Source organism: Caproicibacterium sp. BJN0003, assembly GCF_026314295.1.
Lineage (GTDB): Bacteria > Bacillota > Clostridia > Oscillospirales > Acutalibacteraceae > Caproicibacterium.
On record NZ_CP111108.1, the window covers coordinates 1,219,566 to 1,245,533 of the forward strand.

At 41.3% G+C, this 25,968-nt stretch carries 24 protein-coding genes and 1 tRNA gene; 5 read left to right on the forward strand and 20 right to left on the reverse strand.

Annotated features, from left to right (window positions below; genetic code table 11):
• Positions 1–115 precede the first annotated feature (115 nt).
• From acrA to OP489_RS06205, 15 genes are all read right to left on the reverse strand, one after another.
• Positions 116–1,222: an acryloyl-CoA reductase electron transfer subunit beta gene (gene acrA / locus OP489_RS06135; RefSeq protein ID WP_266163440.1), complete on the reverse strand. Its 1,107-nt coding sequence runs from the start codon at positions 1,220–1,222 to the stop codon at positions 116–118.
• 19 nt (positions 1,223–1,241) lie between these two features.
• Positions 1,242–2,042: an acryloyl-CoA reductase electron transfer subunit gamma gene (gene acrB / locus OP489_RS06140; RefSeq protein ID WP_266163441.1), complete on the reverse strand. Its 801-nt coding sequence runs from the start codon at positions 2,040–2,042 to the stop codon at positions 1,242–1,244.
• Positions 2,043–2,065: 23 nt separating this feature from the next.
• Positions 2,066–3,223, reverse strand: coding sequence for an acyl-CoA dehydrogenase (locus OP489_RS06145; protein ID WP_266163442.1), 1,158 nt, complete (start codon positions 3,221–3,223; stop codon positions 2,066–2,068).
• Between the two features lie 129 nt (positions 3,224–3,352).
• Positions 3,353–4,192 carry a 3-hydroxyacyl-CoA dehydrogenase NAD-binding domain-containing protein gene (locus tag OP489_RS06150; protein WP_266163443.1) on the reverse strand — a complete coding sequence of 280 codons (840 nt, stop codon included), beginning with the start codon at positions 4,190–4,192 and terminating at the stop codon, positions 3,353–3,355.
• Between the two features lie 106 nt (positions 4,193–4,298).
• Positions 4,299–5,075, reverse strand: a complete 777-nt coding sequence (locus OP489_RS06155) for an enoyl-CoA hydratase-related protein (protein ID WP_266163444.1) — start codon at positions 5,073–5,075, stop codon at positions 4,299–4,301.
• A gap of 15 nt (positions 5,076–5,090) precedes the next feature.
• Positions 5,091–6,281, reverse strand: a complete 1,191-nt coding sequence (locus tag OP489_RS06160) for an acetyl-CoA C-acetyltransferase (RefSeq protein ID WP_266163445.1) — start codon at positions 6,279–6,281, stop codon at positions 5,091–5,093.
• 371 nt (positions 6,282–6,652) lie between these two features.
• On the reverse strand, positions 6,653–8,338 hold the full coding sequence (locus tag OP489_RS06165; RefSeq protein WP_266163446.1) for a glutamine--tRNA ligase/YqeY domain fusion protein: 1,686 nt from the start codon (positions 8,336–8,338) through the stop codon (positions 6,653–6,655).
• A 14-nt stretch (positions 8,339–8,352) separates the two neighbouring features.
• Entirely contained in the window at positions 8,353–9,810 is a 1,458-nt protein-coding gene (gene gltX / locus OP489_RS06170; protein WP_266163447.1) for a glutamate--tRNA ligase, read from the reverse strand.
• A gap of 260 nt (positions 9,811–10,070) precedes the next feature.
• Positions 10,071–10,355 (reverse strand): hypothetical protein, encoded by a 285-nt coding sequence (locus tag OP489_RS06175; RefSeq protein ID WP_266161039.1) that lies wholly within the window; start codon positions 10,353–10,355, stop codon positions 10,071–10,073.
• Positions 10,356–10,564: 209 nt separating this feature from the next.
• Entirely contained in the window at positions 10,565–11,056 is a 492-nt protein-coding gene (locus OP489_RS06180) for a GNAT family N-acetyltransferase (RefSeq protein ID WP_266161040.1), read from the reverse strand.
• A 213-nt stretch (positions 11,057–11,269) separates the two neighbouring features.
• Positions 11,270–11,345, reverse strand: a tRNA-Pro gene (locus tag OP489_RS06185).
• 108 nt (positions 11,346–11,453) lie between these two features.
• Entirely contained in the window at positions 11,454–12,683 is a 1,230-nt protein-coding gene (locus tag OP489_RS06190; protein ID WP_266161041.1) for an aspartate kinase, read from the reverse strand.
• A 42-nt stretch (positions 12,684–12,725) separates the two neighbouring features.
• Positions 12,726–13,622: a homoserine kinase gene (gene thrB / locus OP489_RS06195; RefSeq protein ID WP_266161042.1), complete on the reverse strand. Its 897-nt coding sequence runs from the start codon at positions 13,620–13,622 to the stop codon at positions 12,726–12,728.
• A 36-nt stretch (positions 13,623–13,658) separates the two neighbouring features.
• Positions 13,659–14,906: a homoserine dehydrogenase gene (locus OP489_RS06200; protein ID WP_266161043.1), complete on the reverse strand. Its 1,248-nt coding sequence runs from the start codon at positions 14,904–14,906 to the stop codon at positions 13,659–13,661.
• Positions 14,907–15,104: 198 nt separating this feature from the next.
• The gene (locus OP489_RS06205) at positions 15,105–17,453 is read right to left on the reverse strand and encodes a transglycosylase domain-containing protein (protein ID WP_266161044.1); all 2,349 of its coding nucleotides are present in this window, start codon (positions 17,451–17,453) and stop codon (positions 15,105–15,107) included.
• 101 nt (positions 17,454–17,554) lie between these two features.
• Between OP489_RS06205 and OP489_RS06210 the strand changes: the two genes are divergently transcribed.
• Positions 17,555–17,941 (forward strand): BofC C-terminal domain-containing protein, encoded by a 387-nt coding sequence (locus tag OP489_RS06210; protein WP_266161045.1) that lies wholly within the window; start codon positions 17,555–17,557, stop codon positions 17,939–17,941.
• A gap of 56 nt (positions 17,942–17,997) precedes the next feature.
• Here the strand turns inward: OP489_RS06210 and OP489_RS06215 are convergent, their stop codons facing one another.
• From OP489_RS06215 to OP489_RS06225, 3 genes are all read right to left on the reverse strand, one after another.
• Entirely contained in the window at positions 17,998–18,189 is a 192-nt protein-coding gene (locus OP489_RS06215) for an alpha/beta-type small acid-soluble spore protein (RefSeq protein WP_266161046.1), read from the reverse strand.
• Between the two features lie 91 nt (positions 18,190–18,280).
• Positions 18,281–18,499, reverse strand: a complete 219-nt coding sequence (locus tag OP489_RS06220) for a hypothetical protein (RefSeq protein ID WP_266161047.1) — start codon at positions 18,497–18,499, stop codon at positions 18,281–18,283.
• A 22-nt stretch (positions 18,500–18,521) separates the two neighbouring features.
• On the reverse strand, positions 18,522–19,307 hold the full coding sequence (locus OP489_RS06225) for a polysaccharide deacetylase family protein (protein ID WP_266161048.1): 786 nt from the start codon (positions 19,305–19,307) through the stop codon (positions 18,522–18,524).
• A gap of 91 nt (positions 19,308–19,398) precedes the next feature.
• On the opposite strand from OP489_RS06225, the gene OP489_RS06230 reads away from it, so the two are divergent.
• On the forward strand, positions 19,399–20,151 hold the full coding sequence (locus tag OP489_RS06230; RefSeq protein WP_266161049.1) for an MBL fold metallo-hydrolase: 753 nt from the start codon (positions 19,399–19,401) through the stop codon (positions 20,149–20,151).
• Here the strand turns inward: OP489_RS06230 and OP489_RS06235 are convergent.
• Together OP489_RS06235 and OP489_RS06240 are read right to left on the reverse strand one after the other, a co-directional pair.
• Positions 20,111–20,473, reverse strand: coding sequence for a VOC family protein (locus OP489_RS06235; protein WP_266161050.1), 363 nt, complete (start codon positions 20,471–20,473; stop codon positions 20,111–20,113). The two genes, OP489_RS06230 and OP489_RS06235, sit on opposite strands and share 41 nt — an antisense overlap.
• Positions 20,474–20,662: 189 nt before the next feature.
• Positions 20,663–23,770 carry an SH3 domain-containing protein gene (locus OP489_RS06240; RefSeq protein ID WP_266161051.1) on the reverse strand — a complete coding sequence of 1,036 codons (3,108 nt, stop codon included), beginning with the start codon at positions 23,768–23,770 and terminating at the stop codon, positions 20,663–20,665.
• A 223-nt stretch (positions 23,771–23,993) separates the two neighbouring features.
• Between OP489_RS06240 and OP489_RS06245 the strand changes: the two genes are divergently transcribed.
• From OP489_RS06245 to OP489_RS06255, 3 genes are read left to right on the forward strand one after another with little or no spacing between them, the layout of a single operon-like run.
• Entirely contained in the window at positions 23,994–24,368 is a 375-nt protein-coding gene (locus OP489_RS06245) for a GntR family transcriptional regulator (RefSeq protein WP_266161052.1), read from the forward strand.
• A 2-nt stretch (positions 24,369–24,370) separates the two neighbouring features.
• Positions 24,371–25,231: an ABC transporter ATP-binding protein gene (locus OP489_RS06250; RefSeq protein WP_266161053.1), complete on the forward strand. Its 861-nt coding sequence runs from the start codon at positions 24,371–24,373 to the stop codon at positions 25,229–25,231.
• Positions 25,231–25,887 carry an ABC-2 transporter permease gene (locus tag OP489_RS06255; RefSeq protein ID WP_266161054.1) on the forward strand — a complete coding sequence of 219 codons (657 nt, stop codon included), beginning with the start codon at positions 25,231–25,233 and terminating at the stop codon, positions 25,885–25,887. The genes OP489_RS06250 and OP489_RS06255 overlap by 1 nt, the downstream gene beginning before the upstream one ends.
• Positions 25,888–25,968 lie beyond the last annotated feature (81 nt).

Consider the following 25,968-nt stretch of genomic DNA (forward strand, 5'->3'; position numbering starts at 1 on the left):
ACTTTTGTATATTTTCCGGTAAATTAAGAATACATTAATAAAAAGCCGCCCTTCTCCCAAATGGGAAAAAGGCGGCTTTTTATTCTCTTACTAAGAGAATTAGGAAGAAGGAGTCTTATTTGCTTGCTTCCAAAGCTTTAATTGATTCAGTCAGCATCGGAACGACTTTAAACAAATCGCCAACGATACCATAAGAAGAAATGTCAAAAATAGGAGCATCTGCATTCTTATTGATAGCAATAATGCATTCGGAATCCTGCATACCAGCCTGATGCTGAATTGCACCGGAAATACCAAGTGCAACATAAATACGAGGATGAACGGTCTTGCCTGTCTGTCCGACCTGATGATCGGAAGAAATCCAGCCAGCATCAACAACTGCACGAGAAGCGCCTACGACGCCGCCCAATACATCAGCCAGATCCTGCGCAATCTTAATGCCCTTTTCAACATCTTTGCTGATACCACGTCCAACGGAAACAACAATATCAGCGCCGATTAAATCGACCATCTTCTTGGCTGCTTTCTCAACATCAAGAACCTCTACATGGATATCGTCCTTTTTAAGGGCAACATTCAGATTCTCAACAACAACCTTCTGTGCACCAGCCTCATCATAAGGCTGAGTCTTCATAACGCCCGGACGAACAGTAGACATCTGCGGACGAAAACGCGGGCAAATAATGGTAGCCATCAAGTGGCCGCCAAATGCCGGACGAGTCATCTTCAAATTGGTATTGTTCTCAAAGGGAGTATGATCAACATCAATGGTAGAAGTCGTCTTTAAAAATGCCTTATATTTTTCGGTGTCTACATCCAGATGGGTGCAGTCAGCGGTCAAACCGGTATGCAGACGAGCTGCACAGCGAGGTCCAAGATCACGGCCAATGTTGGTAGCACCAATCAGGAGAACCTCAGGTTTCTTCTCTTTGACAGCATCACAGATTACTTTTGCATAACCGTCTGTTGTATAGGTCTCTAAGAGCTCACTATCACAAACATATACACGATCAGCGCCGTATCCGCCAAGACCCTTGACGTACTCTTCTTTAATATTATGACCAAGCAAAAGGCCGCAAAGCTCTACGCCTAGGTCATTGGCCAGTTTACGGCCTTCGCTGAGCAGCTGATAAGTGGTACTCATAATTACGCCTTCGCGCTGCTCACAAAATACCCACACGCCCTTAAAGGCGGCGGTGTCTTTACTATTAAATTCAGCCATTTATTACATCTCCTTTCAATTAGATAAGGTGTTTCCCGTCCAGAATACCAACGAGCTTGTCGCAAGTTGCTTTATCTGCGCCTTCCAGCATTACGCCGGCACCTTTAAGCGGAGGCGAGAAAGACTTATACACATTGGTCGGAGATCCTTTAAGGCCAATTGTATCCAAATCAACCAGCGGATCATCTTTCAATGCCTCATAGTTGAAAACATCCAAAGGCTTGGAATAGCATTCAAAAATGCCTCCAACACTCATATAACGGGGCTCATTCAGCTCTTTAATGCAGGTCAAGAGACACGGAGTCTGAACTTTCAGCATCATAAATCCGTCTTCCAGCATACGCTTTACGACAAGATCTTTGCCTTCAACTTTAATATCTGCTACATAGGTAACCTGAGGCATACCAAGCTTTTCAGCGATCTGCGGACCAACCTGTGCAGTATCGCCATCAATAGCCTGACGGCCACAAAATACGATATCATCAGGACCTACGCCGATCTTCTTAATCGCAGCAGCCAGAATCTGGCTGGTTGCATAGGTATCACTGCCGCCGAATTCACGTGCAGAAACCAAAACCGCACGATCTGCACCGCGGGCAAGGATTTCACGCAGCATTCCCTCTGCCGGAGGGGGTCCCATGGAAACAACAATTACTTCGCAACCTGTTTTTTCTTTCAGCTGAAGAGCAGCTTCAACTGCATTCATATCATCAGGATTGGTGATTGTTGCCATGGAAGAACGATCCATAGTGCCATCTGCTTTAACAGCAACGACACCAGAGGTATCCGGGACCTGTTTTACACAAACAATAACTTTCATGTCGAATATTTCCCTCCAGTTCCTTATTTCAAGCCGAGATAGCCAGAAATGACAATGCGCTGAACCTCGGAAGTACCCTCATAGATCTCAGTGATCTTTGCATCACGCATCATGCGTTCAACAGGATACTCACGGGTGTAGCCATATCCGCCGAACAGCTGTACGCAACGGCGGGTAACATCACTAGCAGTCTCAGCAGCTACCAATTTTGCCATAGCGGCGTCAACGATATAAGGCTCATGGTTCTGCTTCTTCATTGCGGCGGAATAAACCAGCCACTTTGCAGCTTCGGTCTTTGCATACATATCCGCCAGCTGGAACTGGGTGTTCTGAAACTGAGAAATACGTTTACCGAACTGAACACGCTCTTTGGTGTATTTAACGGTCTCTTCAATTGCGCCTTCTGCAAGGCCGAGAGCCTGAGAAGCGATGCCGATACGGCCGCCATCCAAAGTCTCCATAGCAATCTTAAAGCCCTGACCCTCTTTGCCCAGGAGATTCTCCTTAGGCACAATGCAGTCCTCCATAACGAGCTCTGCAGTAGAAGAACCACGAATGCCCATCTTCTTTTCAGGCTTGCTTACAGAGAAGCCCTTGAAATCACGCTCTACGATAAAGGCTGAAATATCTTTAATTTTGCGGCCTTTTGCATTGAGGTGATGACCGGTTACAGCAATAATAACAAATACGTTTGCTACACCAGCATTCGTGATGAAAATTTTGGAACCATTTAATACATAATGGTCTCCTTCGAGAACAGCAGTTGTCTGCTGACCCTGAGCATCAGTACCAGCGCCAGGTTCGGTTAAACCAAAGGCGCCAATCCATTCGCCAGAGCACAATTTTGGCAGATACTGTTTCTTCTGCTCCTCAGTGCCGTGCTCATAAATTGGAGCACAGCAAAGAGAAGTATGAGCAGAAACAATAACACCAGTAGTGCCGCAAACTTTGCTCAGTTCCTCAACGGCCATTGCATAGCTGAGAACATCTCCGCCAGCACCGCCGTATTCCTTTGGAAAATAAATGCCCATCATGCCCAGCTTGGCCATCTTTTCCTCGGTCTCCATAGGAAAGCGCTCGTCTTCGTCAACTTCCTGCGCCAGGGGTTTTACTTCGTTTTCCGCGAAGTCGTGATACATCTTACGAAGCATCTCTTGTTCTTTGGACAGGTGCAAATCCATGCATATACCTTCTTCCTACTATAGTTGTGTTACAAAACGGAATCATAAATATCAGAGACAGCACTGTCTGCTGGGATACTGACAGTAATATACTGATTATCGATTCCTAAATAAGCATCGGGATACGAATTATTTGTGATAATCGTAAAAACCGACACCGGTCTTGCGGCCGAGTTTTCCGGCGCGGACCATCTTTTTAAGCAGCGGATGAGGACGATATTTTGGATCGCCGGTCTCGCTCTGCAGGACCTCCATAATGGCAAGACAAATATCCAGGCCAATCAAATCGCCCAGAGCCAGAGGCCCCATCGGGTGATTTGCGCCCAGCTTCATTGCCGTATCAATTCCTTCAACGGAAGCTACGCCGTCTGCATAGATACCGATTGCCTCATTGATCATCGGAATTAAAATACGGTTTACAACAAATCCGGCAGCTTCTTTTACCTGTACCGGAGTTTTGCCGATCTTTTCGGCAATTTCAATAATCTTCTGAACCTGCTCATCAGTAGTCGTCTCTCCTGCAATTACCTCAACCAGCTTCATAACAGGAGCCGGGTTAAAGAAGTGCATTCCTACGACAGGACGGTCAAGCCCATTGGAAATTTCAGTAATCGAAAGAGAAGATGTGTTACTTGCAAAGATTGCATCTTTCCTGCAAATTGTCTGCAGCTGTTTGAAAATATTTTTCTTGATATCCATCTTTTCAAGAGCAACTTCAATCACTAAATCACAATCTGCAACAATCTCATTTGTGCCGGTGCTGATTTTCGCAAGGATTGCATCTGCAGCGGCCTGTTCCATTTTTCCCTTTGCAACACGGCTGGAAAGATTCTTCTGAATTTTTCCTTTACCGCCTTCTGCCCATTCTGCTTTGATATCACAAAGAGCAACTTCAAATCCTTCTGTCTGGGCAAAAGCCTGAGCAATACCGGAGCCCATAGTGCCGGCACCAATTACGCCAACTTTCATGATTGTCTTCTTACCTCCAAAAATTATTTATAAGAAATCAACCTATTTATGATGTAATAATCAAAAGAAAAACATTTAAAAAGCTTTCTGAAGATAACAGATAAAATTACTTATTCTCAAAAGGCTCATGCTTTCTCTTTTCAACGAAGGCTGTCATACCTTCTTTTTGATCGCAGCTCTCAAAGCAACTGCTAAAGAACTGCTCTTCCAGAACAACAGCTTCATCCATATTCATCTGAAGTCCCTTATTTAAAGCCTGCTTGCTTGCACGCACTGCAATTGGAGCATTTACCGCTATTTTATTTGCCAATTTCATAGCAGCAGGCATCAGTTCCTTCTGCGAATAAACTGCATTCACCAATCCCAGCTGATAAGCACGGTCCGCCTTAATCTTTGTTCCGGCATAAATCATTTCCTTTGCCATTCCCTTTGCGATTAAGCGAGCCAAACGCTGCGTACCGCCGAATCCGGGAGTAATCCCCAAACCGGTCTCAGGCTGGCCAAAAACAGCATTCTCTGAAGCAAGACGAATATCACAGGAGAGACTTAACTCACAGCCGCCGCCAAGAGCAAATCCATTAACTGCAGCAATAACAGGCAGCGGAAATTTAGCAATTTTCCGGAAAAGTTCATTTCCCTTTTGCCCGAATTTCACTGCCTCACAGCGTGTCATTTTGCTCATAGCCGCAATATCTGCTCCGGCAACAAAAGCCTTGGTGCCAGCTCCCGTAATTACTACACAACGAAAATAGTCCTGATCGATCTGATCAAAAGCAGCATTAAGGTCGTCCAAAACTTGATCATTCAAAGCGTTTAAAGCCTTTTCACGGTCAATTGTAAGGACTACAACCATTCCCTGCTGTTCGAACTTTACATAGCTCATTTTGTTTGTTCCTCTTTATTTATTGTAAGCCTTTACAATCGTTGCGCAACCCATGCCGCCGCCAATGCACAATGTGGCAAGACCATATTTAGAATTGCGTTTCTGCATTTCATGTAAGAGGGTAACAAAAATACGGCAACCGGAAGCTCCAACAGGATGTCCCAGTGCAATTGCACCGCCATTTACGTTTACCTTACTCATATCAAACTTCAACTCGCGAGCAACCGCAACAGACTGTGCTGCAAAAGCTTCGTTTGCTTCAATCAAATCCATATCGGAAACTTTCATGCCTGTTTTTGCCATTGCTTTCTTTGTAGCAGCAACTGGTCCAATACCCATAATAGCAGGATCAACACCAGCAAGTGCTCCGCCAACCCATTCGACCATTGGAACAACGCCGAGTTCTTTGGCTTTCTCTTCGCTCATAACGACAACTGCTGCTGCACCATCGTTAATTCCGGAAGAGTTTGCTGCAGTAACAACACCATCGGGCTTTTTAAAGGCCGGAGGCAGTTTGGAGATGCCGTCAGCAGTTACGCCTGCACGCGGACCTTCATCGGTATCAACAATAACAGTTTCCTTCTTCTTCTTTACTTCAACAGGAACAATTTCATTCTTGAACTTACCTTCTGCCTGAGCTTTTTCACATTTCTGCTGGCTCCATGCAGCGAACTCATCCAATTCGCGGCGGGTCAAGTGCCAACGCTCTGCAATATTCTCGGCAGTAATACCCATATGATAGTTATTAAAAGCATCCCACAGTCCATCATTGACCATGGTATCAATGATCGTCGCGTTGTTCATACGATAGCCATAACGAGCTTTGGTCATTGCATAAGGAGCCATAGACATGTTCTCCATGCCACCGGCGATTACAACATCTGCATCTCCTGCAAGGATCATATCAGCAGCCATATTGACGCTATTCAGACCAGACCCACAAACAACATTCAAAGTAACCGCAGGAGTCTCAATCGGCAGTCCTGCATTTAACGTTGCCTGACGAGCAACATTCTGGCCCTGAGCTGCCTGAATAACGCAGCCCATCAATACCTCATCAACATCTTTTGGCTGGATGCCGGCACGCTTAACTGCCTCACGAATTACGATCTCACCTAATTTCGCTGCAGGTACTGTAGAAAGGACGCCGCCCATTTTGCCCACAGCGGTACGGCAAGCACCTGCAATGACAATCTTCTTCGACATAGTTTTTTCCTCCATTTCAATTTTGCAAAGAATGGTTTTTCGGATATCGAAAACACGTCTATCATTTTTTGTAAACAAAAGTTGTATTTTCTCCATAAACACAGCTTGTCTGCACAAAAACATTTAAGACTTGCACGGCAGAAATAATTTCTTTGGGACTCATAAGAGTCCCAAAGAAAATTATTATTGTTCCCGATCTTCGAAAGCCCTCACCGAATTATTATACCATAAAACAAACAGGCTGGTAAAGTTTTTTGATAGAAAAGTTACATTTTCGGAATGGTTTTTCAAAAAATCGGGTAAAATAAATTCATTTTTTGCGAAAACTTTTTTAAAAAAAGAACAACAAACCTGTTTTTATCTAAATTTGTTCAATTCTTCTTTTTAAAGCTGTCCTTTAAAGACACTGAACGGTTAAAAATCAGATGATCTTGAGTAGAATCCTGATCTAAACAAAAGTATCCCTGCCTCATAAACTGAAAGAACGCCGGAGCTTTCGCTTGCATCATCGAAGGCTCTACCTTGCACTCTGTGAGAATCTCCAAAGAATTCGGATTGAGCAATTCCAGAAAATTTTCCTGCTCCGGTTCAGGTACCGTAAAAAGATTATCATAGAGACGTACTTCAGCGGGAATTGCCGTATCAGCGTCAAGCCAATGAATCGTCCCTTTTACTTTGCGCCCGTCGGGTGTATTTCCGCCACGGGTAGCAGGATCATACTGGGCCAGAACCTCTGTCACATTCCCATTAGAATCCGTCTTACAGCCTGTACAGCGCACCACATAGGCAGTCTTTAGACGCACTTCATTACCAGGGAACATTCGAAAATATTTCTTGATCGGCTCTTGCATGAAATCTTCCCGCTCGATCCAGAGATTTCTGGAAAAAGTCACAGTTCTGGTGCCATCTTCTGGACATTCCGGATTATTTTCGACTTCAAACGTTTCACTTTTTCCTTCTGGATAATTGGTAATCGTTAGTTTTATAGGATGAAGCACCGCCATTGTGCGGCGTGCATTTTGATTCAGATCTTCTCTAAGACAATGCTCCAAAAAGCTGAATTCCACTATAGAATTCACCTTAGCAACTCCGATTCGTTCACAAAAATTGCGAATAGAAGCCGGTGTAAAACCACGGCGACGCAGTCCGCAAAGCGTTGGCATTCTAGGATCGTCCCAGCCACTGACATAATGCTTTTCTACCAACTGACGCAATTTGCGCTTACTCATTACCGTGTTGTTGATTCCGAGACGTGCAAACTCAATCTGACGTGGCTTTGCAGGTAAATCTACATGCTCAATCACCCAGTCATAAAGCGGTCGATGATCCTCAAATTCCAAGCTACAAAGAGAATGCGTAATTCCTTCGATTGCATCTTCGATCGGATGTGCAAAATCGTACATCGGATAAATACACCAGTCATTTCCTGTACGATGATGCTTCATATGATTAATTCGATAAATAACCGGATCTCTCATATTAAAGTTACCGGAATTTAAATCAATCTTTGCACGCAGCGTCATTCTGCCATCTTCGAATTCTCCTGCTTTCATTCTCGCGAAAAGATCGAGACTCTCTTCCATCGGACGATCCCGATAGGGGCTTACTGCCGGGTGGCTCAAATCTCCACGATTATTGTGCATCTGCTCCGGAGTTAACTCGCAGACATAAGCAAGTCCCTCACGAATCAGTTTAACTGCCAATTCATACATCTTCGGAAAATAATCGGACGCATAGTAAAAGCGGTCGTCCCAGTCAAATCCTAACCATTTAATATCTCGTTTGATAGAATCGACATATTCTACATCCTCTTTGGTCGGATTGGTATCATCCATACGCAGATTACACATACCGCCGTATTTTTCCGCTGTACCAAAGTCAATGCAGATTGCCTTGGCGTGTCCGATATGAAGATAACCATTTGGCTCAGGAGGAAAACGTGTATGGACTTTTTTTCCATAATCGCGTCCACCTTCTGCCAAATCCTCCTCGATCAGGGTATGAATAAAGTTTCCGGAATTTTCTTCCGCTGGCTCCACTATTTTATTATCACTCATGTGATTAACGCTCCTTACGCTTTCAGTTTTTCAAGACCCAGTGTTAGCCTTCTCAGGGATTCCTTTTTGCCTAAAACAGATAAAATCTCCATTGCGCCTCCAGGAGTCACCGTTTGTCCTGCCGCGGCAATTCTTACCGGCCACAGTAAAGTTCCATTTTTCACTTCTAAATCTTTCGCAAGCTGGAGCAGCTTGTCATGCAGAGAAGGGACGCTCCAATCTTCCAGAGACGATAGTAAATCAATCGATTTCTGGAGCATCACTGGGGCATTCTCTAAAGTTGCCTTGCTTTTTTTATTGATAAAAAAGTCTGTCGGATAATCCGGCAGTTCTTTAAAGAACTGCAGCATTTGAGGAACTTCGATAAATTTCAGGACACGAGGCTGAAGAATATCTGCAAGAATTTCAGTGTCCGGCAGATTCTCCCCAAAGACTTCTTTAAAATAAGGAGCTGCCTCTCGAATAAATTCTTCTTTCGGCATCTTGTGAATATATTCCCCATTCATCCAAGTGAGTTTTTCATAATCAAACACTGCCGGACTTTTGCTGATTCCATCGAGTGAAAAAGCACTGCATAATTCCTGCAGGGAATAAATTTCACAATTATCTTTAGGAGCCCAACCCAAAAGTGCAATATAGTTGACAATGGTTTCGGGCAAATATCCTTCCTTGATCAGATCAGCAAATCCGGTAGAACCATGACGCTTTGAAAGCTTACTGGTTGTCCCATCAGCATTACGGCCCATGATCAGCGGCAAATGCACATAAACCGGAATTTCCCAGCCAAATGCCTCATATAGCAGATTATATTTTGGTGTACTGGTCAGATATTCGCATCCACGCACAACATGCGTAATGTGCATCAGGTGATCATCAATCACATTAGCAAAATTATAAGTTGGATATCCATCTGATTTAATTAAGACCTGATCTTCCAACATTTTATTCTCAATCGTGATCTCTCCAAATACGGAATCGACAAAGGTGGTGCTGCCTTCCAGCGGCATTTTCTGTCGAATAACCCGCGGTGTACCCATATCTAAAAGCCGCTGCACTTCTTCTTTAGGAAGATTGCGGCAATGACGATCATAGCCGCCGAACGTGTTCTCTTGATGCAGAGATTCCAAACGTTCCTTCGTGCAGAAGCAATAATAAGCTTTTCCTTCCTCTACCAGCTTCTCAGCATAAGGAAGATAAATATCTTTCCGTTCACTTTGAATATATGGGCCGTATTCTCCTCCGAGATCCGGACCTTCGTCGTGCTGCAAACCGACTTGTTGTAATGTATGATAAATGACATCTACAGCGCCCGGCACCAAACGTTCCTGATCAGTATCTTCAATTCTCAGGATGAATTTTCCCCCCTGGGATTTTGCTACTAAATAAGCATACAGTGCTGTGCGCAAATTTCCCACATGCATAAAGCCGGTAGGACTTGGCGCAAAACGGGTACGGACAATCGTTTTTTCCATCCAAAACGCCTCTTTCTTTGATACGGTCTGTTTATATTATAACGAAAGCTTCAATTTTTCGCAATAATTTTTATGATTTTCCTTTTATTGTTCCTCCTTTTAACAGACATTATCATGTAATACCATTTTTAATATCTCAATTATCCAAAAATAAATTTAAAAGCATTAAAAATTCCCGTTTCATTTTGAGGACAGATAGAAGAATACCGTGATAACCAAAGAAGACTGGTACGAAATACTTTATCGTACCAGTCCCCCATTTAATCTTTTTCTTTTTTTGACAAGTTATAGGAATCTGCAAGATACTGCGATGCTTTTTCAATTCCTTCTGCGGTCAATGAGAATTCTTTTTGAGTTTTATCTTCTGCTAATTCACAGCAAACAGGAGAACTCCAGATAGAAATATTAAGAATGCCGTCTCCCGGCTCTGCAGCATAATTAAATCCATTTTCAATTCCAGTTCCAACGCTTCCCGTATACCGATTTCCAGAAGCAAAATATAAAATACCGGGAAGATCAAACTGCTTTTTTTCATCAAAACTCATAAAGCCCCTCCTTTTCGTTTTTTATTATCACGACACCCTATAAAAGACAAAAACATATTGTTTTATTATAGATCAAAATTTTCTATGAAACAATGCAAAGAAACATAATTCTAATAATTAATTACTACGTCGTCACTACAGTAAAATAAAAAATAGCCACATCAAATAGTCAGCAAACAGCTATTCAATGTGACATTTTTATCATTTACTCAATGTAAATCCAGATTCTGATTATGCCTATCATATTGCATTAATAAAAACGCATCCGTACCAATAGGCGTTTTTTTAGTATATGTGTGTACCTTAAAAAACCCTGCTGACAGATAACATTGTATTGCTCTTTTATTAAAAGTTCTCACTTCTAATTCAAGAATCTTCTCCGTGAACCTCTTTTGAAATTCTTGAATAATTAGATCCATTAATTGTTTTCCATAGCCCATTCCACAAAGTTGAGGATTTAACCCCAATCCTACCATAACAATTCGATCATTAACTGAAAAACGAAAATAGCCGCACAACTGGATCTCATTATCAATTACCGCCATAAATTCATTTTTACGCTTTTCAGGAACAGTAATTGCCCATTTTTGTGCTGACATTATATCCCAAGCCGGATAATTATAGACGCTGTATTCATTATCATATTTCCAAGTACTTATCTCTTTCGCATATTTTTCAGTAAGTTCTGCTTGATAAAGCATTTTTATCCTTCCCCATAATAAAATCATCGGAACAGCTGTTTCACTTATAATAACTCTCCGACAACTTTAAAAATCGAAAATATTGTCTTCGGATTTTTGCACATAAATATTATTTCTATAAAGGATTTAAACTTAAGTATTACTATATTAAGATTAAGCAAATAAAAGGATTCGAACCACAATGGCTCGAATCCTTTTATTTGCTTTTATAACTGGTCCGAGTGGCGAGACTTGAACTCACGGCCTCTTGACCCCCAGTCAAGCGCGCTACCAACTGCGCCACACCCGGAAATTGACAACGTTGATTATTTTATCATAAGTGTTCTTAAAAAGCAAGCCATTTTCCAGAAAACTTATGCACTACAATGAAACGCTGCCCATTATCTTAATATATCAATCAGGTTAAATCATCCAGATTGTTTCCATTAAAAAACTTATCATGTACCGCAAGGACTGCACGATCTGCATCTTTGTCGGCCAGCAATACGGAAATTTTAATTTCACTTGTCGAGATCATTTGAATATTAATATTTGCTTCAAAAAGTGCTTCAAACATCTGTGCAGCAATTCCAGGATGAGATTCCATTCCGGCACCTACTACGCTCACTTTTGAAACATGATCATCATAAGTGAGGCTAGAAGCCCCAATCAAATCAAGATAAGGAGAAAGAATGTCTAAAGTCTCTTGTAGATTTCCTGCATTTACTGTAAAACTGATATCCTTCGTTCCGTTACGTCCTACAGACTGGAGGATAATATCCACATTGATTCCATTGGCAGAAAGCTTTGAAAAAATCTTAAAAGCAAGGCCGGGACGATCCGGCACCCCGATAATTGAAATTCGTGCAACATCTTCATCTTTTGCCACACCGCTAATCAGCATCTTCTCCATTTTGGTTGCCTCCTTGACGATTGTCCCTTTTTTCCGAGTTAAGCTGGAGAGAACCTCCAGTTCAATATTATACTTTTTCGCCATTTCTACAGAACGATTATTTAGAACCTGTGCACCCAACGATGCCAATTCCAACATCTCATCATAAGAAATACAATCTAATTTTTTAGCTCCAGGAACCTTGCGTGGATCTGCCGTAAAAACGCCTTCTACATCGGTAAAAATCTGACAAAGATCTGCATGCATTACCGCTGCAATTGCAACAGCGCTGGTATCACTGCCACCACGTCCCAGTGTTGTTACATCCCCATATTTATTAATTCCTTGAAACCCTGTCACTACCACAATATTTTTCTTGTCAAGCGCCTGACGAATCCTACTTGGGGCCACCCGCTTAATCCGGGCACTCCCATATGCGCTGCTGGTCTCAAATCCCGCTTGCCACCCCAAAAGTGAAACCACCGGGAACCCAAGCTTTTCAATCGCCATCGCCAGCAAAGACGCACTCATCTGCTCCCCTGCTGTCAAAAGCATATCCATTTCTCTTTTGCTTGGATTTGAATTAATTTCTGCAGCTTTTTTAATTAAATCATCTGTTGTATCTCCTTGGGCAGAGACAACAACGACCACGTCATTTCCCTTCTGATATGTTTTCGTTACAATATCAGCTACGTTAAATACACGTTCCGCGTTTGCAACGGAACTTCCGCCAAATTTCTGAACAATTAAGCTCATGGATGTTCTCTCCTCATAAAAAGTTTGTCTTAATTGTAAAACTCACTCAACAAAGATCTGTGCCCCATTCGGTTCTGCGTTCAGCAGTTTTACCTGCCAATCTCCAATTTGCTTTTCTTTCAAACGTTCTTTCGCAAGCTTTGTAAAATGATCTGCAACCGTACTTTCAACCATTGCCAGGATTGACGGGCCTGCGCCACTCACACAGGTTCCCAGACAGCCAAGCTCATAACTGAGACGAAAAACTTGATCATAGTTTGGAATTAAAGACGAACGGTACGGCTGATGAATTCTATCCTCAACCGCAACCCGGAGATTTTCAAGATTGCCTGAAAACAAAGACGCTGTCATTAACGCGGATCTTGACAAATTATAAATAGCATCCTGTCTGCTATAGGTATCCGGCAAAACAGATCGCGCTTTTTCAGTCTTCAACTCAAATGGAGGAATAAAAAGCACAAAGCGAATTTTATCACATACTGGAACACTGACGCTGTAGACTTTTCCGGCTTCAATCGCAGAAGCCACTAGGCCGCCTTCTATCGCCGGTGCAACATTATCTGGGTGTCCTTCAATTTTTGTTGCCAAACTAACAAGTTCCATTTGGTTCATTGGAGATCCCAAAAGTCTGTTTGCTCCTGCTAATCCAGCCACGATGCAGGCTGAACTGCTGCCAAGTCCGCGCGCCATTGGAATATTATTTAGTTGAACAATTTTTAAGCCCGGCAGTTTATGCCCACACTCTTCATAAAGCTGTTTTGCAGCCCAAAAAATCAGATTGGTTTCATCTTTCGGTACATCGACGTCGTCTTTACAGGAAATATCGACACAGTCCGATTCTTCCATCCATACCTGATTATATAAATTCAGAGCGATTCCCAAGGCATCAAACCCAGAGCCGAGATTGGCACTGGTCGCCGGTATCTGGATTCTGATCATTTTACCGCACATCCTATCTCTTATACTATGCATTCATCACATATCGCCCACTCGAATCGTATTTTGAATTTCTATTCCTGCTTTTTTAAGCACAATACATTTTTTGCGGAATTCACACTCCTGCATAGTATCCGTAACAAATGCAAATTCCCCTAGTGGTGCATTTTTTCTTTTTAAATGTTCCAATGTTGAAAATTCTTTTGTTGCAAGGGCAAGTCCCTTTTCCGCATCTTCCTTATATTTTGCACAAACATAAAATGCGCGGATATCCTTTGTATAATCATCGATATAATCTGGGGAACCAGCATCCCAGAATAAATATTTTCTGGCTTTCAGATGTTTTACACAATCAATGACATCTGCTACTACTGCACTTGCGGTCGGCAGCTTTCCGGCGCCTTTTCCGTAAAATAAAACATCTCCAGTTGCATCGCCGCGCACCATAATTGCATTAAAAACATTATCAACCGTAGCAATTTGGCTATCAGAAGGAATAAACATTGGACATACAATGATTTGCAGCCGTCCATTTTCTTCTTTTTTTACTTCGCCAATCAGCTTGATGACTCCATGCCAAGAATCTGCGTATTCCACGTCAGTTTTACGAATCTCAGTAATCCCTTCTGTGTGAACCTGTTCCGGATAAACATGATGTCCATAAGTTAAAGAAGCAAGAATGCAAATTTTACGGCAGGCATCCATGCCTTCGATATCCGCAGAAGGATCATGTTCTGCATAGCCGAGCTTTTGTGCCAGTTTCAGTGCATCTTCAAAAGACATATTATCGTGGAACATCTTCGTCAAAATAAAATTGGTTGTTCCATTTAAAATTCCGCAGATTCCAACCACATCATTTGCCGCTAAGCACTGACTGATAGGCCTTAAAATCGGAATTCCACCTCCGACACTTGCCTCAAAAAGGAAATTTAAATTTTTTTCTTGAGCAATCTTGAGCAGTTCAGCTCCTTTTGAAGCAACCAGCTCTTTATTGGAAGTAACAACGCTTTTCCCTGCTTCTAAAGAACGGCGCACATACTCATACGCCGGGTTTAACCCGCCGATCGCTTCTACAACAATTTTAATGTCCGGATCGTCAACTATTTCATCAAAAGATTTCGTAAATTCTCCCTGAAGAGAACTTTCCGCATGATCTCTTCTAACCAGGATGTATTTAACATTAATTTTTTCTTTTGCGCGATGAGCAATGCTATCAGCATGTGTTGTTAAAACTTCCACAACGCCGGAACCAACCACGCCATACCCAAGAACCGCTATTTCTATCATTTGCAAAGCCCCCTCAACATGCATGATCATTAAAGGCTAAAAATTAGACTTAACTTTTATAGTTTATCATGTTTTTCTACAACTTTCAACTAATTCACCTGATTTAAGACGAAGAAAAAGAACAGGCAGATACCATAAGAAGTACCTGCCTGTTCAATCATAAAAACATAAGTTTATTTTCGATTAAGCCCCTAAAAGTTAACCCGATAAAGAAGAAGTTGGGGTTTTCGATGAAGAGGGTACTTCCGAAGAACGAGATGGTGTAGACGAAGGAGGCTGCCCATGGCTACTTGATCCTGAATTTGGTGAAGTGGAACTTTGAGGGCTACTCGTTTGAGTCTTTGAAGACGATCCAGATGAGCTGGAAGAAGAAGAGGAAGAAGAACTTATCATAGAAGACGTCTCACTACTCCCCTTATGGTCACTCCCTCCGTTACAAACTGCCGGAAGATTATTTTTATCATAATAACCGACTGCAGTATCCGTACAGGAATCTCCTGCTAAAAGGCCGCTGCTCTTACAATACGTTCGTTCTACAATATTGGGATCTAAGTCAAATGGCACCGCCGTCTGACCGGAAAGATACTGTGAAATTAAAGCACGCCAAATCTGCTTGCAGTATTCAGTCTTCCAACTAATATCTTTCATCTGTTCATAGCCACTCCAGATACCTGCAACGACTTTTGGTGTTCCTCCAATAAACCAGCTATCCGGTGTTGCACTGCCCATGTTACTGGTACCAGTTTTACCAAAAACCTGCCAGCCGCTGATTGCAGCAGCTGTACCAGTACCGCCGCTTACAACAGACTGCAAAATATGATTCATGATTCCAGCCGTTGTTCCTTTGATTACTTGTTCACTGGACTCATTACGATTATCCTCGATAATATTTCCATCATGATCTTCCACATAATAAAAAGTATAAGGTTTAAAATATTTCCCGTTGTTTCCAAAGATTTGGAAACCAGCTGTCATTTCCTTAACTGTTACGCCGCGGGTTTGTCCACCAACTGCCATAGCAGCAATATTATTATCTGATTGCTCCAAGGTGGTAAAATGGAGCTGATTTACAAGGAAATTGTAGCTTGTAGTTGGTCCCATGGTATTGCACACCTGAGCAGAACTAGCATTATAGGACCATTGCAAAGCTTTCTGTACCGGTGTCCAGCTATGAAACGTATTATCCGCATTGTTTGGTCCAGATTGTCCTGGTCCAAAATAATTATCCAAAGGCTTATCATTAATTAAAGTAGAATAGGTAATTGGTACATTGTCATATTTTACGCCCTGATCCATTGCCGGTCCATAAACAGACAACGGCTTAATGGAAGAACCGGACTGCCTCTGTGTATCCGTTGCAAAGGACTGCACCATATTGCCTTCCTTTTTATTCCGGTTGCCCAAAGTTGCAAGGACACGGCCTTGATAATCCATCGCATAAAAGCCCAACTGCATCTGCTGATCGCCGCCGAAAAGGTCATCACGGAGGACATATTCTTCGGCTGATTTTTGGAAATCACAATTTTCGGCCGAATAAATTTTGTATCCACCATGATAAAGCTTGTCCACAGCCGTATCATAATTGATATTATACTTATCCATCAGCATATTGATCACATCACCGACCAAAGCTTCTGTATACCAATCCCAGGTCTGATTATTATTGCCCTCTGCTGAATAGCCAACAAAATGCATATTCTCAGATTCCTGCATTGCTTGTGTATATTCATCATCCGTGATCAATTTTTGGTCATGCATTGCTCCCAATACGGTCTGCTGACGTTCCTTATTGTTTTCGGGATTAATCAGTGGAGAATATTTGGAAGGGTTCTGCGTGATTCCTGCAATACTGGCGCATTCTGCAATATCACAGTCTTTAATGCTCTTGCCAAAATAAAGTTTTGCTGCCGCTTCTACGCCCTGTGTCCCTGAACCAAAGCTAACATAGTTAAGATAAGCTTCCAATATCTGTTCCTTGCTATACTGCTTTTCAAGATTCAGAGCACGAAAAATTTCTTTTACCTTTCGTGTCAGGCTGACTTCATCGTAATTTGTAATGTTTTTAACCAGCTGCTGCGTAATTGTAGAGCCGCCATAACTGTCATTTTGGAGCAGATGAACTGCTGCACCTGCTGTACGCACCCAGTCTACGCCACTATGTTCCCAAAAACGCTTGTCCTCAATTGCCACCATTGCATTTTTCATGTTGTCAGGGATATCACCATAATCAATCCAAACCCGGTTTTCATTTTTATAAAGAGTTGTTAACTCAACCGGATTGTTGGGATTATCCCCTTCTCCATTTACATAAATAAAACTGGTGTAATTCAATTTTAAATTTGTCAAATCAAAATCGACTTTTTCATTTCTCATGCTCATGATAAACGAAAAAAGGGCGATTCCTAAAATGACACCGGTAATCAAGCAAATTGTCAGAATCGTAAGCAACGCTTTTAAAACAATTCTTCCGAACGATTTCGCCGTCGCGGCTGGAGTATGATCCACGTTCCCCGCAGACACATACTGATCCGTATCCGGTCTCTTCATAGGGACACCTCCTGAAATTGCAAACAAAATCTAATCCATTCCATTAAATATAGAATAATTTTCCAAATCAGGTACAAACTACTCAGGAGGTGATTTCTATCATGAAGAAGCGGGATATTCTCCTGATCGTTTTTTGCTGTGTAACCGCCGTCTGCGGTGCCGCAATTATTTCGGTCTTCAAGCAGCCTGATTCTCAACCTTCTACCAACTTATTTGTATATTCTAGCGCAAATACATCGTCAAGTCAAGAAAGCCTCTCTTCAATTTATGAAAGCAGCAGCACCGAATCTGATTTGACGGTCATGTACAGGCTGCAGTCTTATCAAGGCCATATTGGTGTCTTTCGCGGAAAGGAAGAGCTTCCATTTTATGAAGTAAATGTTTCAATCACTTCTCTTCCACAATCCGATCAAAAATTATTGGAAAAAGGAATTACAGTAGACAGTGATGAAAAACTAAGATCTCTTTTAGAGGATTATGAAAGTTAAAATAATAAAAAAGGCACCATGCTTTTGCATGATGCCCCGATCAAAAAGGGAAACAATTATTTCATGCTTTCCTCATACTTTTTGATCATTTCTTTGACCATCTGGCCACCAATAGAGCCAGCTTCGCGGCTGGTAAGGTCTCCGTTATAACCATTCTTTAAGTTGACGCCAACCTCAGAAGCTGCTTCCATCTTGAACTTATCCAGTGCGGCACGAGCCTCAGGGACAACATTTTTACTAGATGTCATTTCAATACACTCCTTACAAAATAAATTTTATATCTCTTGCGTTTGCTTTCCTAGTTTGTGAGGAATGTACTGTTTTATGAGTAACAATTTTTTACTTTTTATTCAAAAATTTCCCTAATAAATTCATCAATTCTTCTGCTGTTTTTTGATTGATCTGTAAACTGATAGGGCACGGAGTCAGCCCTTTTTCCTGCCCTGCTTCATGAATCCAAATGGAAAACCAATTCTCATCCTGTGCTACATCAATTGTTGTTTTTTTTGTAATTCTTATCGGACGTTTTATTAATCGAATTTCTGTAACCTGTGCCATATTAACATCCTTTCAAAATGGGTCAGCCTCCTGATGAAGTTCCCTGATCCGTTGGAATCTGTGTTCCATTATTATCAATTTTATAACTACCGTTATAAATCAATTGGGAAATCGGAACAATCTCATAACCTTCTTTTTGCAAAGTTTCCAAAATGGAAGGCAATGCAGCAGGTGTATTTTTTGCCCCGTTATGTAACAAAACGATCGATCCCGGCTGAACTTTTCCAACCACACGCTCATAAATTTGCTGTGGTGTTGGGTCTTTCCAATCCAAACTGTCAACGTTCCATTGAATCTCGTGCATATTAAGGCCCTTGACAGTCTCAATTAAAGTATTATTATAATCTCCATAGGGCGCACGGAATAAAGTTGGCTCTTTTCCGGTGATCGCCTTGATTTTTTGGTTGCAATTTTGAATTTCCGATGCAATCTTTTCTCTCGAAAGCTGCGGCATATGTGGATGAGAATCCGAATGGTTGCACACCTCGTGTCCTGCATCTGCCAAAGCTTTTACGGATTCCGGATATTTTTCCACCCATGATCCCACAACAAAGAATGTGGTTTTAACAGAATACTTTCCTAAAATATCAATCAAATTCTGTGTCTGTTCATTTCCCCACGCTGCATCGAAGCTGATCGAAATCTTTTTTTGATCTGTTTTTACATTATAAATTGGGATAAGCCTTGTTTTTGTAGCCGCCGCATTCGCAGCGGCTCCGTGAATCCCGAATACAATTCCGGCGGCAACACATGCCACGACCGACAATGCTAAGATTGCCTTTCTCTTTGTTAAAACAAAACATTTCATAAAAAAGAACCTCCTTGGCAAAATATATGTCAAAGGAGTTTCTCAAATTCCGCTTTTGCAGATATGATACTTAAAATAAGGAGCTGATTCCATGAATACAAAGATCTGGTATCTTTATAACAGTGGATTTGTAGTAGAAACTGAAGACCATCTTTTAATTTTCGATGACTGCACTCATCCAACTGCCGGCGGCACCTTCGACCAAGGATTCGTGGATGAATCTGTCTTACCAAAAAAAGATACCATTGTATTTGTTTCTCACAGTCATCTTGACCATTTTGATCCTCATATTTTTAAATGGCGTGAATTTTGTCCAAGAATTCGCTATATTCTCTCCAACGATCTTCCCAAACTGCAAAAAGCACTTTATGTGGCGCCTGATACAGATTACGATATGGGAGATATTAAAATTCACACTTTGACCTCTACCGACCTAGGAGTTGCATTTTTAATTTGGATCGATAATCTCTGTATTTATCATGCAGGCGATTTAAACTGGTGGCACTGGGAAGGTGACACCCAGGAAAATAATGCTCATATGAAGGCAGCCTATCAGAAAGAAATTGATTCCATAAAAGGCAAAAAGATCGATATTGCTTTTGTTCCCATGGATCCGCGCCTGGAAAATCAATATCTCTGGGGGCTGGATTATTTTATGAGGACAGTTGGAGCAGATGTCTGTATTCCTATGCATTTTGGGGACAATTATTCCTGCTTCGAAAAAGTGAAAGAAGACCCGATGGCAGATCCTTATCGAAGTCATTTAGTGAATTTGACTCACTGCGGGCAAGAAATCGACTATATCAGTCCAGAATCTCCAGCCAATATCCATCCGGATCATTGATAAAATAGAGTCCCATTTCTTTGTTTTCGTAGCAGATACAGCCCATTTTTTGATGCAATTCATGCGCTTCCTTTTTATTTTCTACCCGAAATGCAATATGATGTTCGTTATCGCCTAGATCATAGGGCTTTTTGCGGTCGCGAAGCCATGTGAGTTCCAACTGAAAATCACTTTCTCCATCTTCCAGAAAAGCCAAAATAAACGATCCATCCTTTGCCTCTTTCCGGCGTACTTCGTGGAGCCCAAGTGCCTGATGATAGAAAGTAATGCTTTTTTCCAAATCAAGAACATTTAAATTAGCATGCAGAAAACGACTTTTCATTCTAAGTAATCTCCTTTTTGTAAAATTTAATTCAGCTTTAGTATACTATAAAATAACCTTCTTTAAAAGGAGGATTTTATGGAAACATTTTATTTTAATATCACGAAATTAAAGTAATCCGTACGGCTAACCGATCAATAAAACGACATAAAAAATCGCTTTCCGCAATGGAAAGCGATTTTTTATTATTTAAGGGATCTGACCTTGAAGGGCACTTGGATAAACATAGTCATGATTATTGTAGCGAACAAAATCATATTCGTTGTAATTATAAACATTGACTTCTCCAAGGCGACGATACATTAAGCCTTCATAAGCATTTCCTCCAGCTGTACACCAGAGCAAGAATTCATTGCCCATTGCCTTTGCATTTGTATAATTCAAATCTTTTTTAAGTCCGTAGCTATCATCAATATGAACATATCCTGCATTGACCCAGCCGCCTTCTCCATTAGAAGTCTGAACTTTATAATAAACACTCTTAGGATCATCCGCCTGAATGCCTGTTACCGTTAAGCTGGTTCCGTTGGAGAGTACTCCGCACTGGTTCCCCCCCACCGACGCATACATTTTGACGGTATCGGTCGCAGTCGCCGAATAATTTGCATCTCCGCTTTTCACGGCAACTGCATTCAGCATAATCGTACGAAAATCGCACTGCAGTCCCATATTGCTAAAGTAACCGGAGCCGCAATTATAAGAGAAACTAAGCAGCGCGTCTGCCTGGCTCTGAGAAATATAAAGATTATTTGCATGGACAAATTGATTAAGGACGGAAGTGTAACTTGCTTTATTGAGAGAGTTAACCATCTGGCTATGTGCTTCTTCCGCACTCAAATTATTATAAAAAGTATCCCCCGGATAAAGTACAATACCGTATCCAACCGTTGGGATCTTATCATAAGTCAACTGATCTGCATAAACCGCAGAAGCATAACCTTCCCACTTTTCCATCTGTTCCAGCATAGGTTCGCTCATGCGATGATCGTCCTGCGTTGTAACGGATGTATCAGATTGTGCCGAGACAAAAACATCTGATTGATAACCGTTCGTATATTCTCCGCCTGTTGTACTCGCCGCAGTAAATGGATGCGTTCCTGCAGAAAGCCCTTCGACTTGTGCTGTCCAAACTTTTGTGACAATGCCATTTGTCGTATCTGTCTGCTTTAAAGAAGCTGTATATGTTTTTCCATCCATTGTAAACTGTACGCCCGTTCTGGAGTTATCTGTAATTGCAACTAAAGTTGCTGGTTTCCCTGCCATCACTACATTGGGATTTGCATAAGCAGAGCGAACTGCATCTGCTTCTTTCACTGTCACATTACACGATACCGAATGGGTGCCAGATTTTGCAGTAATCGTAACATTTCCCGGTGCTTTCGCATAAATGTACCCATTTACAACAGATGCAATCTCTTCATTGCTGCTTGTCCAGAAAACGACACTGTCACTCGGTGTTACACTTGCTTTTATGTACAACGTCTTTCCTGCTTCCACTGAAGCTGAATTATTAGAAAGCGAAATATCAGAAGCTGCAGAATCCGAATCGGAAATTTCTCTCACATAATCAGAACACATATACCCGGTTTGATTATTGGAAGTCTGAACTTTTACCCAACCTTGCGTAGAAGTATCCAAAATAACGAGCTGTGTATTCAACCCTAAAGTTGTTAAAATATCATAATTTGTGCCGGGACCTTCTCTCAAACGAACATCGGAGCCGGTGACAATCCCAAGTTTTTGCGTTGTATTGGAACCACTATCCGGAGGGGTTGACTCTCCACCATTGATGAGTGTTAAAAATTCCATACTGCAATATCCGGTATCCCCCGAATTTGTCTGAATTTTTGCCCAACCGGAAGGAAGCTGCTCTAAAACAGTAACAACCATCCCGTCTGAAATTGTAAAGTTAACTGGATTATTCTTTCCATCTCCAGAACGGACATTTAAAACATCAGCAGTAACTTTTGCGGTAGTTGTTGTCGTCCCTCCGGAATTTTCATTATCAGAAGAACCGCTGTCTGAAGAAGAGCCTCCTGAAATCGTTAGATATTCTTTACTGCAATACCCAATTCTGCCGGCACTTGTTTTGATCTGCACCCAATCGCCGCTGTCATCAAGGACGGTTACTTGTGTTCCTTCTAAAATTGTAAAAAGGACATTCCCATCCCCACTGCCTTTCTCACGAACATTCAGTACATCTGCATTGACTGTTCCTGTCTTTTGAGAACCTCCCGAGTTAGAAGAAGAACCACTATCTGAAGAGGAACCACCAGAAATCGTTAGATATTCTTTGCTGCAATATCCGGTTTTTCCATCACTTGTCTGAATCTGTGCCCAATCACTACTATCGTCAAGGATAGTCACTTGTGTTCCATCTGAAATTTTAAAAAGAACCTCACTGCCACCGTTGCCTTCCTTACGAACATTCAGTACATCTGCATTAACTGTCCCAGTCTTATCGGAACCTGTATTGTTATTCTGAGGAGGTGTTTCTGACGGAGTCTGCGCTACTGTATCTTGAATATCCAAATACTCTTTGCTGCAATACCCTTTTTTCCCATCGCTTGTCTGAATCTGTGCCCAATCGCCGCTGTCGTCAAGGACGGTCACTTGTGTTCCATCTGAAATTTTAAAAAGAATATCACTGCCGCCGTTGCCTTCCTTACGAACATTCAGTACATCTGCATTGACGGTTCCGGTCTTTTGAGAACTTCCCGAGTTGGAGGAACCACTATCTGAAGAGGAGCCACCAGAAATCGTTAGATATTCTTTGCTGCAATATCCGGTTTTTCCATCACTTGTCTGAATCTGTGCCCAATCACTACTATCGTCAAGGATAGTCACTTGTGTTCCCTCTAAAATTGTAAAAAGGACCTCACTACCTCCATTACCTTCCTTACGAACATTCAGTACATCTGCATTGACAGTTCCAGTCTTTCCAGCCGAAACAGGCATGTTCGCAATCTCAAGAAATGTACAGCTGCAATATCCTTGAAGGCCGCTGCCGTTATCAATTTTTGCCCAACTTCCATCATTTTCAAGGACTTTTACCGATTCTCCCTGCGTTAGTTCACCAATCACATCATTATTTGTTCCCGGCCCTTCACGAACATACAGGCAATCTGCATTCACGGTCGCTGTACCAGAACCATCCGCTTTTGCAAGACCTACGCTGGCACGATAAATCTGTGTCGGCTCCGATTGCGCAAAAGCTCCCATCGGCATGGAGGCAATCATGCAAATTGCAATTAAAATCGCTGATGTACGCCGTAAAATCCCATCTCTCTTTTTCATTCAAAAGCCTCCTTTAGTCCAAAAAGCAAGCTCATTTTCTATAAAACGAGCTTACTTCACATAATTCGCCCTAATTATAACAGTATTGTTACCAAAATGCAACATTGCTTTCATCTTTTCAAAATAATTTTATTGATTTATTAATTTCTCTATTGACAAACACAAAGCTAATGAATATATTGTATATATAGTGTATATACAATATAATTAAAGAGGATTATCCATGGACATTATTATCAGTAACTCTAACAATCTGCCGATTTATGAGCAGATTACTTCTCAGATCAAAGAAAAAATTTTGACCGGTGAACTAAAAAACGGAGAAGCTCTGCCTTCTATGCGGCTACTAGCAAAAGAACTTCGAATCAGCGTAATCACAACAAAACGTGCTTATGAAGAACTGGAACGCGAAGGATTCCTTCATACCATTGTCGGAAAAGGAAGCTTTGTTGCTGGAAAAAGTCCAGAACTACTCCATGAAAATCAGCTGCGCATCACACAAGAGCAACTTGCTAAAGCGGTTGAAACTGCAAAAAGTTATGACATTTCCTATGAAGAGCTTTTGGAAATGCTTACGATTCTTTATAAAGGAGAATAATGATGGAAAATGATTTAGAAATCAGATCCCTAAATAAATCTTTTCAAAGCGGCTTTGCCTTAAAAGATATTAATCTTACTCTACCGCGTGGAAGCGTAATGGGATTTATCGGACAAAACGGAGCTGGAAAAACAACAACCATTAAATGTATTTTGAATCTGCTTCACCCGGACAGTGGAACGATTCGAATTTTTGGGAAAGAAATCGCACAAAATGAAATTGAAGTCAAAGAAAATATTGGCGTCGTATTTGATGAGTGTCCGCTGCACGAGACTCTTTCTGCCGAAAAAGCAGAAAAAATCCTCTCGAAAATTTATCAAAACTGGGATAGCTCTCTTTATCAGTCTTATTTAAAGGAATTTAAGCTTCCGCCTAAACGTCCTATTAAAGAATACTCGCGCGGAATGAAAATGAAGCTCTCTATTACCTGTGCACTCGCACATCATCCAAAGCTTCTGCTTTTAGATGAAGCTACCAGCGGATTGGATCCTGTTGTACGGGACGAAATTTTGGAGATTTTTTATAATTTCATTCAAGATGAATCTCACTCCATTTTGATGTCCTCCCATATCACCAGCGATCTCGAAAAGATTGCGGATTACATTACTTTTATTCATCATGGAAAAATTTTGTTTTCTTCTCCAAAAGATCAAATTCTAGATAGCTTTGGGATTTTAAAATGCGGGAAACAAAATTTTGAGATGCTTGATCCTTCTGAATATATTTCCTATCGCGAAAACAATTTCGGGTATGAAATTCTGGTAAAAGACCGTTATTTATCAAAGAAAAAGCATCCAGATATGGTTTTGGATCGAGTTAACCTAGACGAAATTATGGTCTTTTTTGTGAAAGGAGAAAAATAATGATTGGTCTTATCTCAAAAGATTTTCTGGTGCTGCAAAAACTGATGCGTTCACAAATCCCGATTTTGCTAATCATGACAATTCTATTCACATTTTCATTTGGAAACAGTACTTACGCTCTTTCCATGGTTTGCGTTTTTTTAATGGCTTCTTCCGTCAATATTTTTTATTATGATGATACCGCTAAATGGGATTCTTTCGCACAGACACTTCCAATTAAAAAGAAAACAATCGTAGAAGCTCGCTACTGCTCCTCCCTGCTCACGATTCTAGGCGGAATTCTTGTCGTTACAATATTAGAGTTCATCAGCAAAATTTTTGTCTCTCGTTCAGAAAGTGACGTTCCTTTCGTCCCCGTTCTCTGTATAACCGTTTTTCTGGTGTGCCTAATGTACTCTATTTTATTTCCCATTATTTATCGCTTTGGACCGGAACACTCCCGTGTGATTTCGATCGCAGTCATTATGATTCCAGTACTGATCTTTATTCTTCTTGGAAAAAGCGGCGCCCTTGACAATCTATTTACTTCTCTCGAATCCAGCGGAATGGAATCGATGATTCCAATTTATTGTTATCTTTCCGTTCCCGCCGGAATTGTGCTGCTGTTTTTATCTTGTCTGCTTTCTATTCATATCTATAATCAAAAAGAATTTTAAGAAAAGGTCTGCATTTCTGCAGACCTTTTTTAAATATAAAAGTACTTTCCTTGTAGGAAGGATAATTGTCTGATATAATTA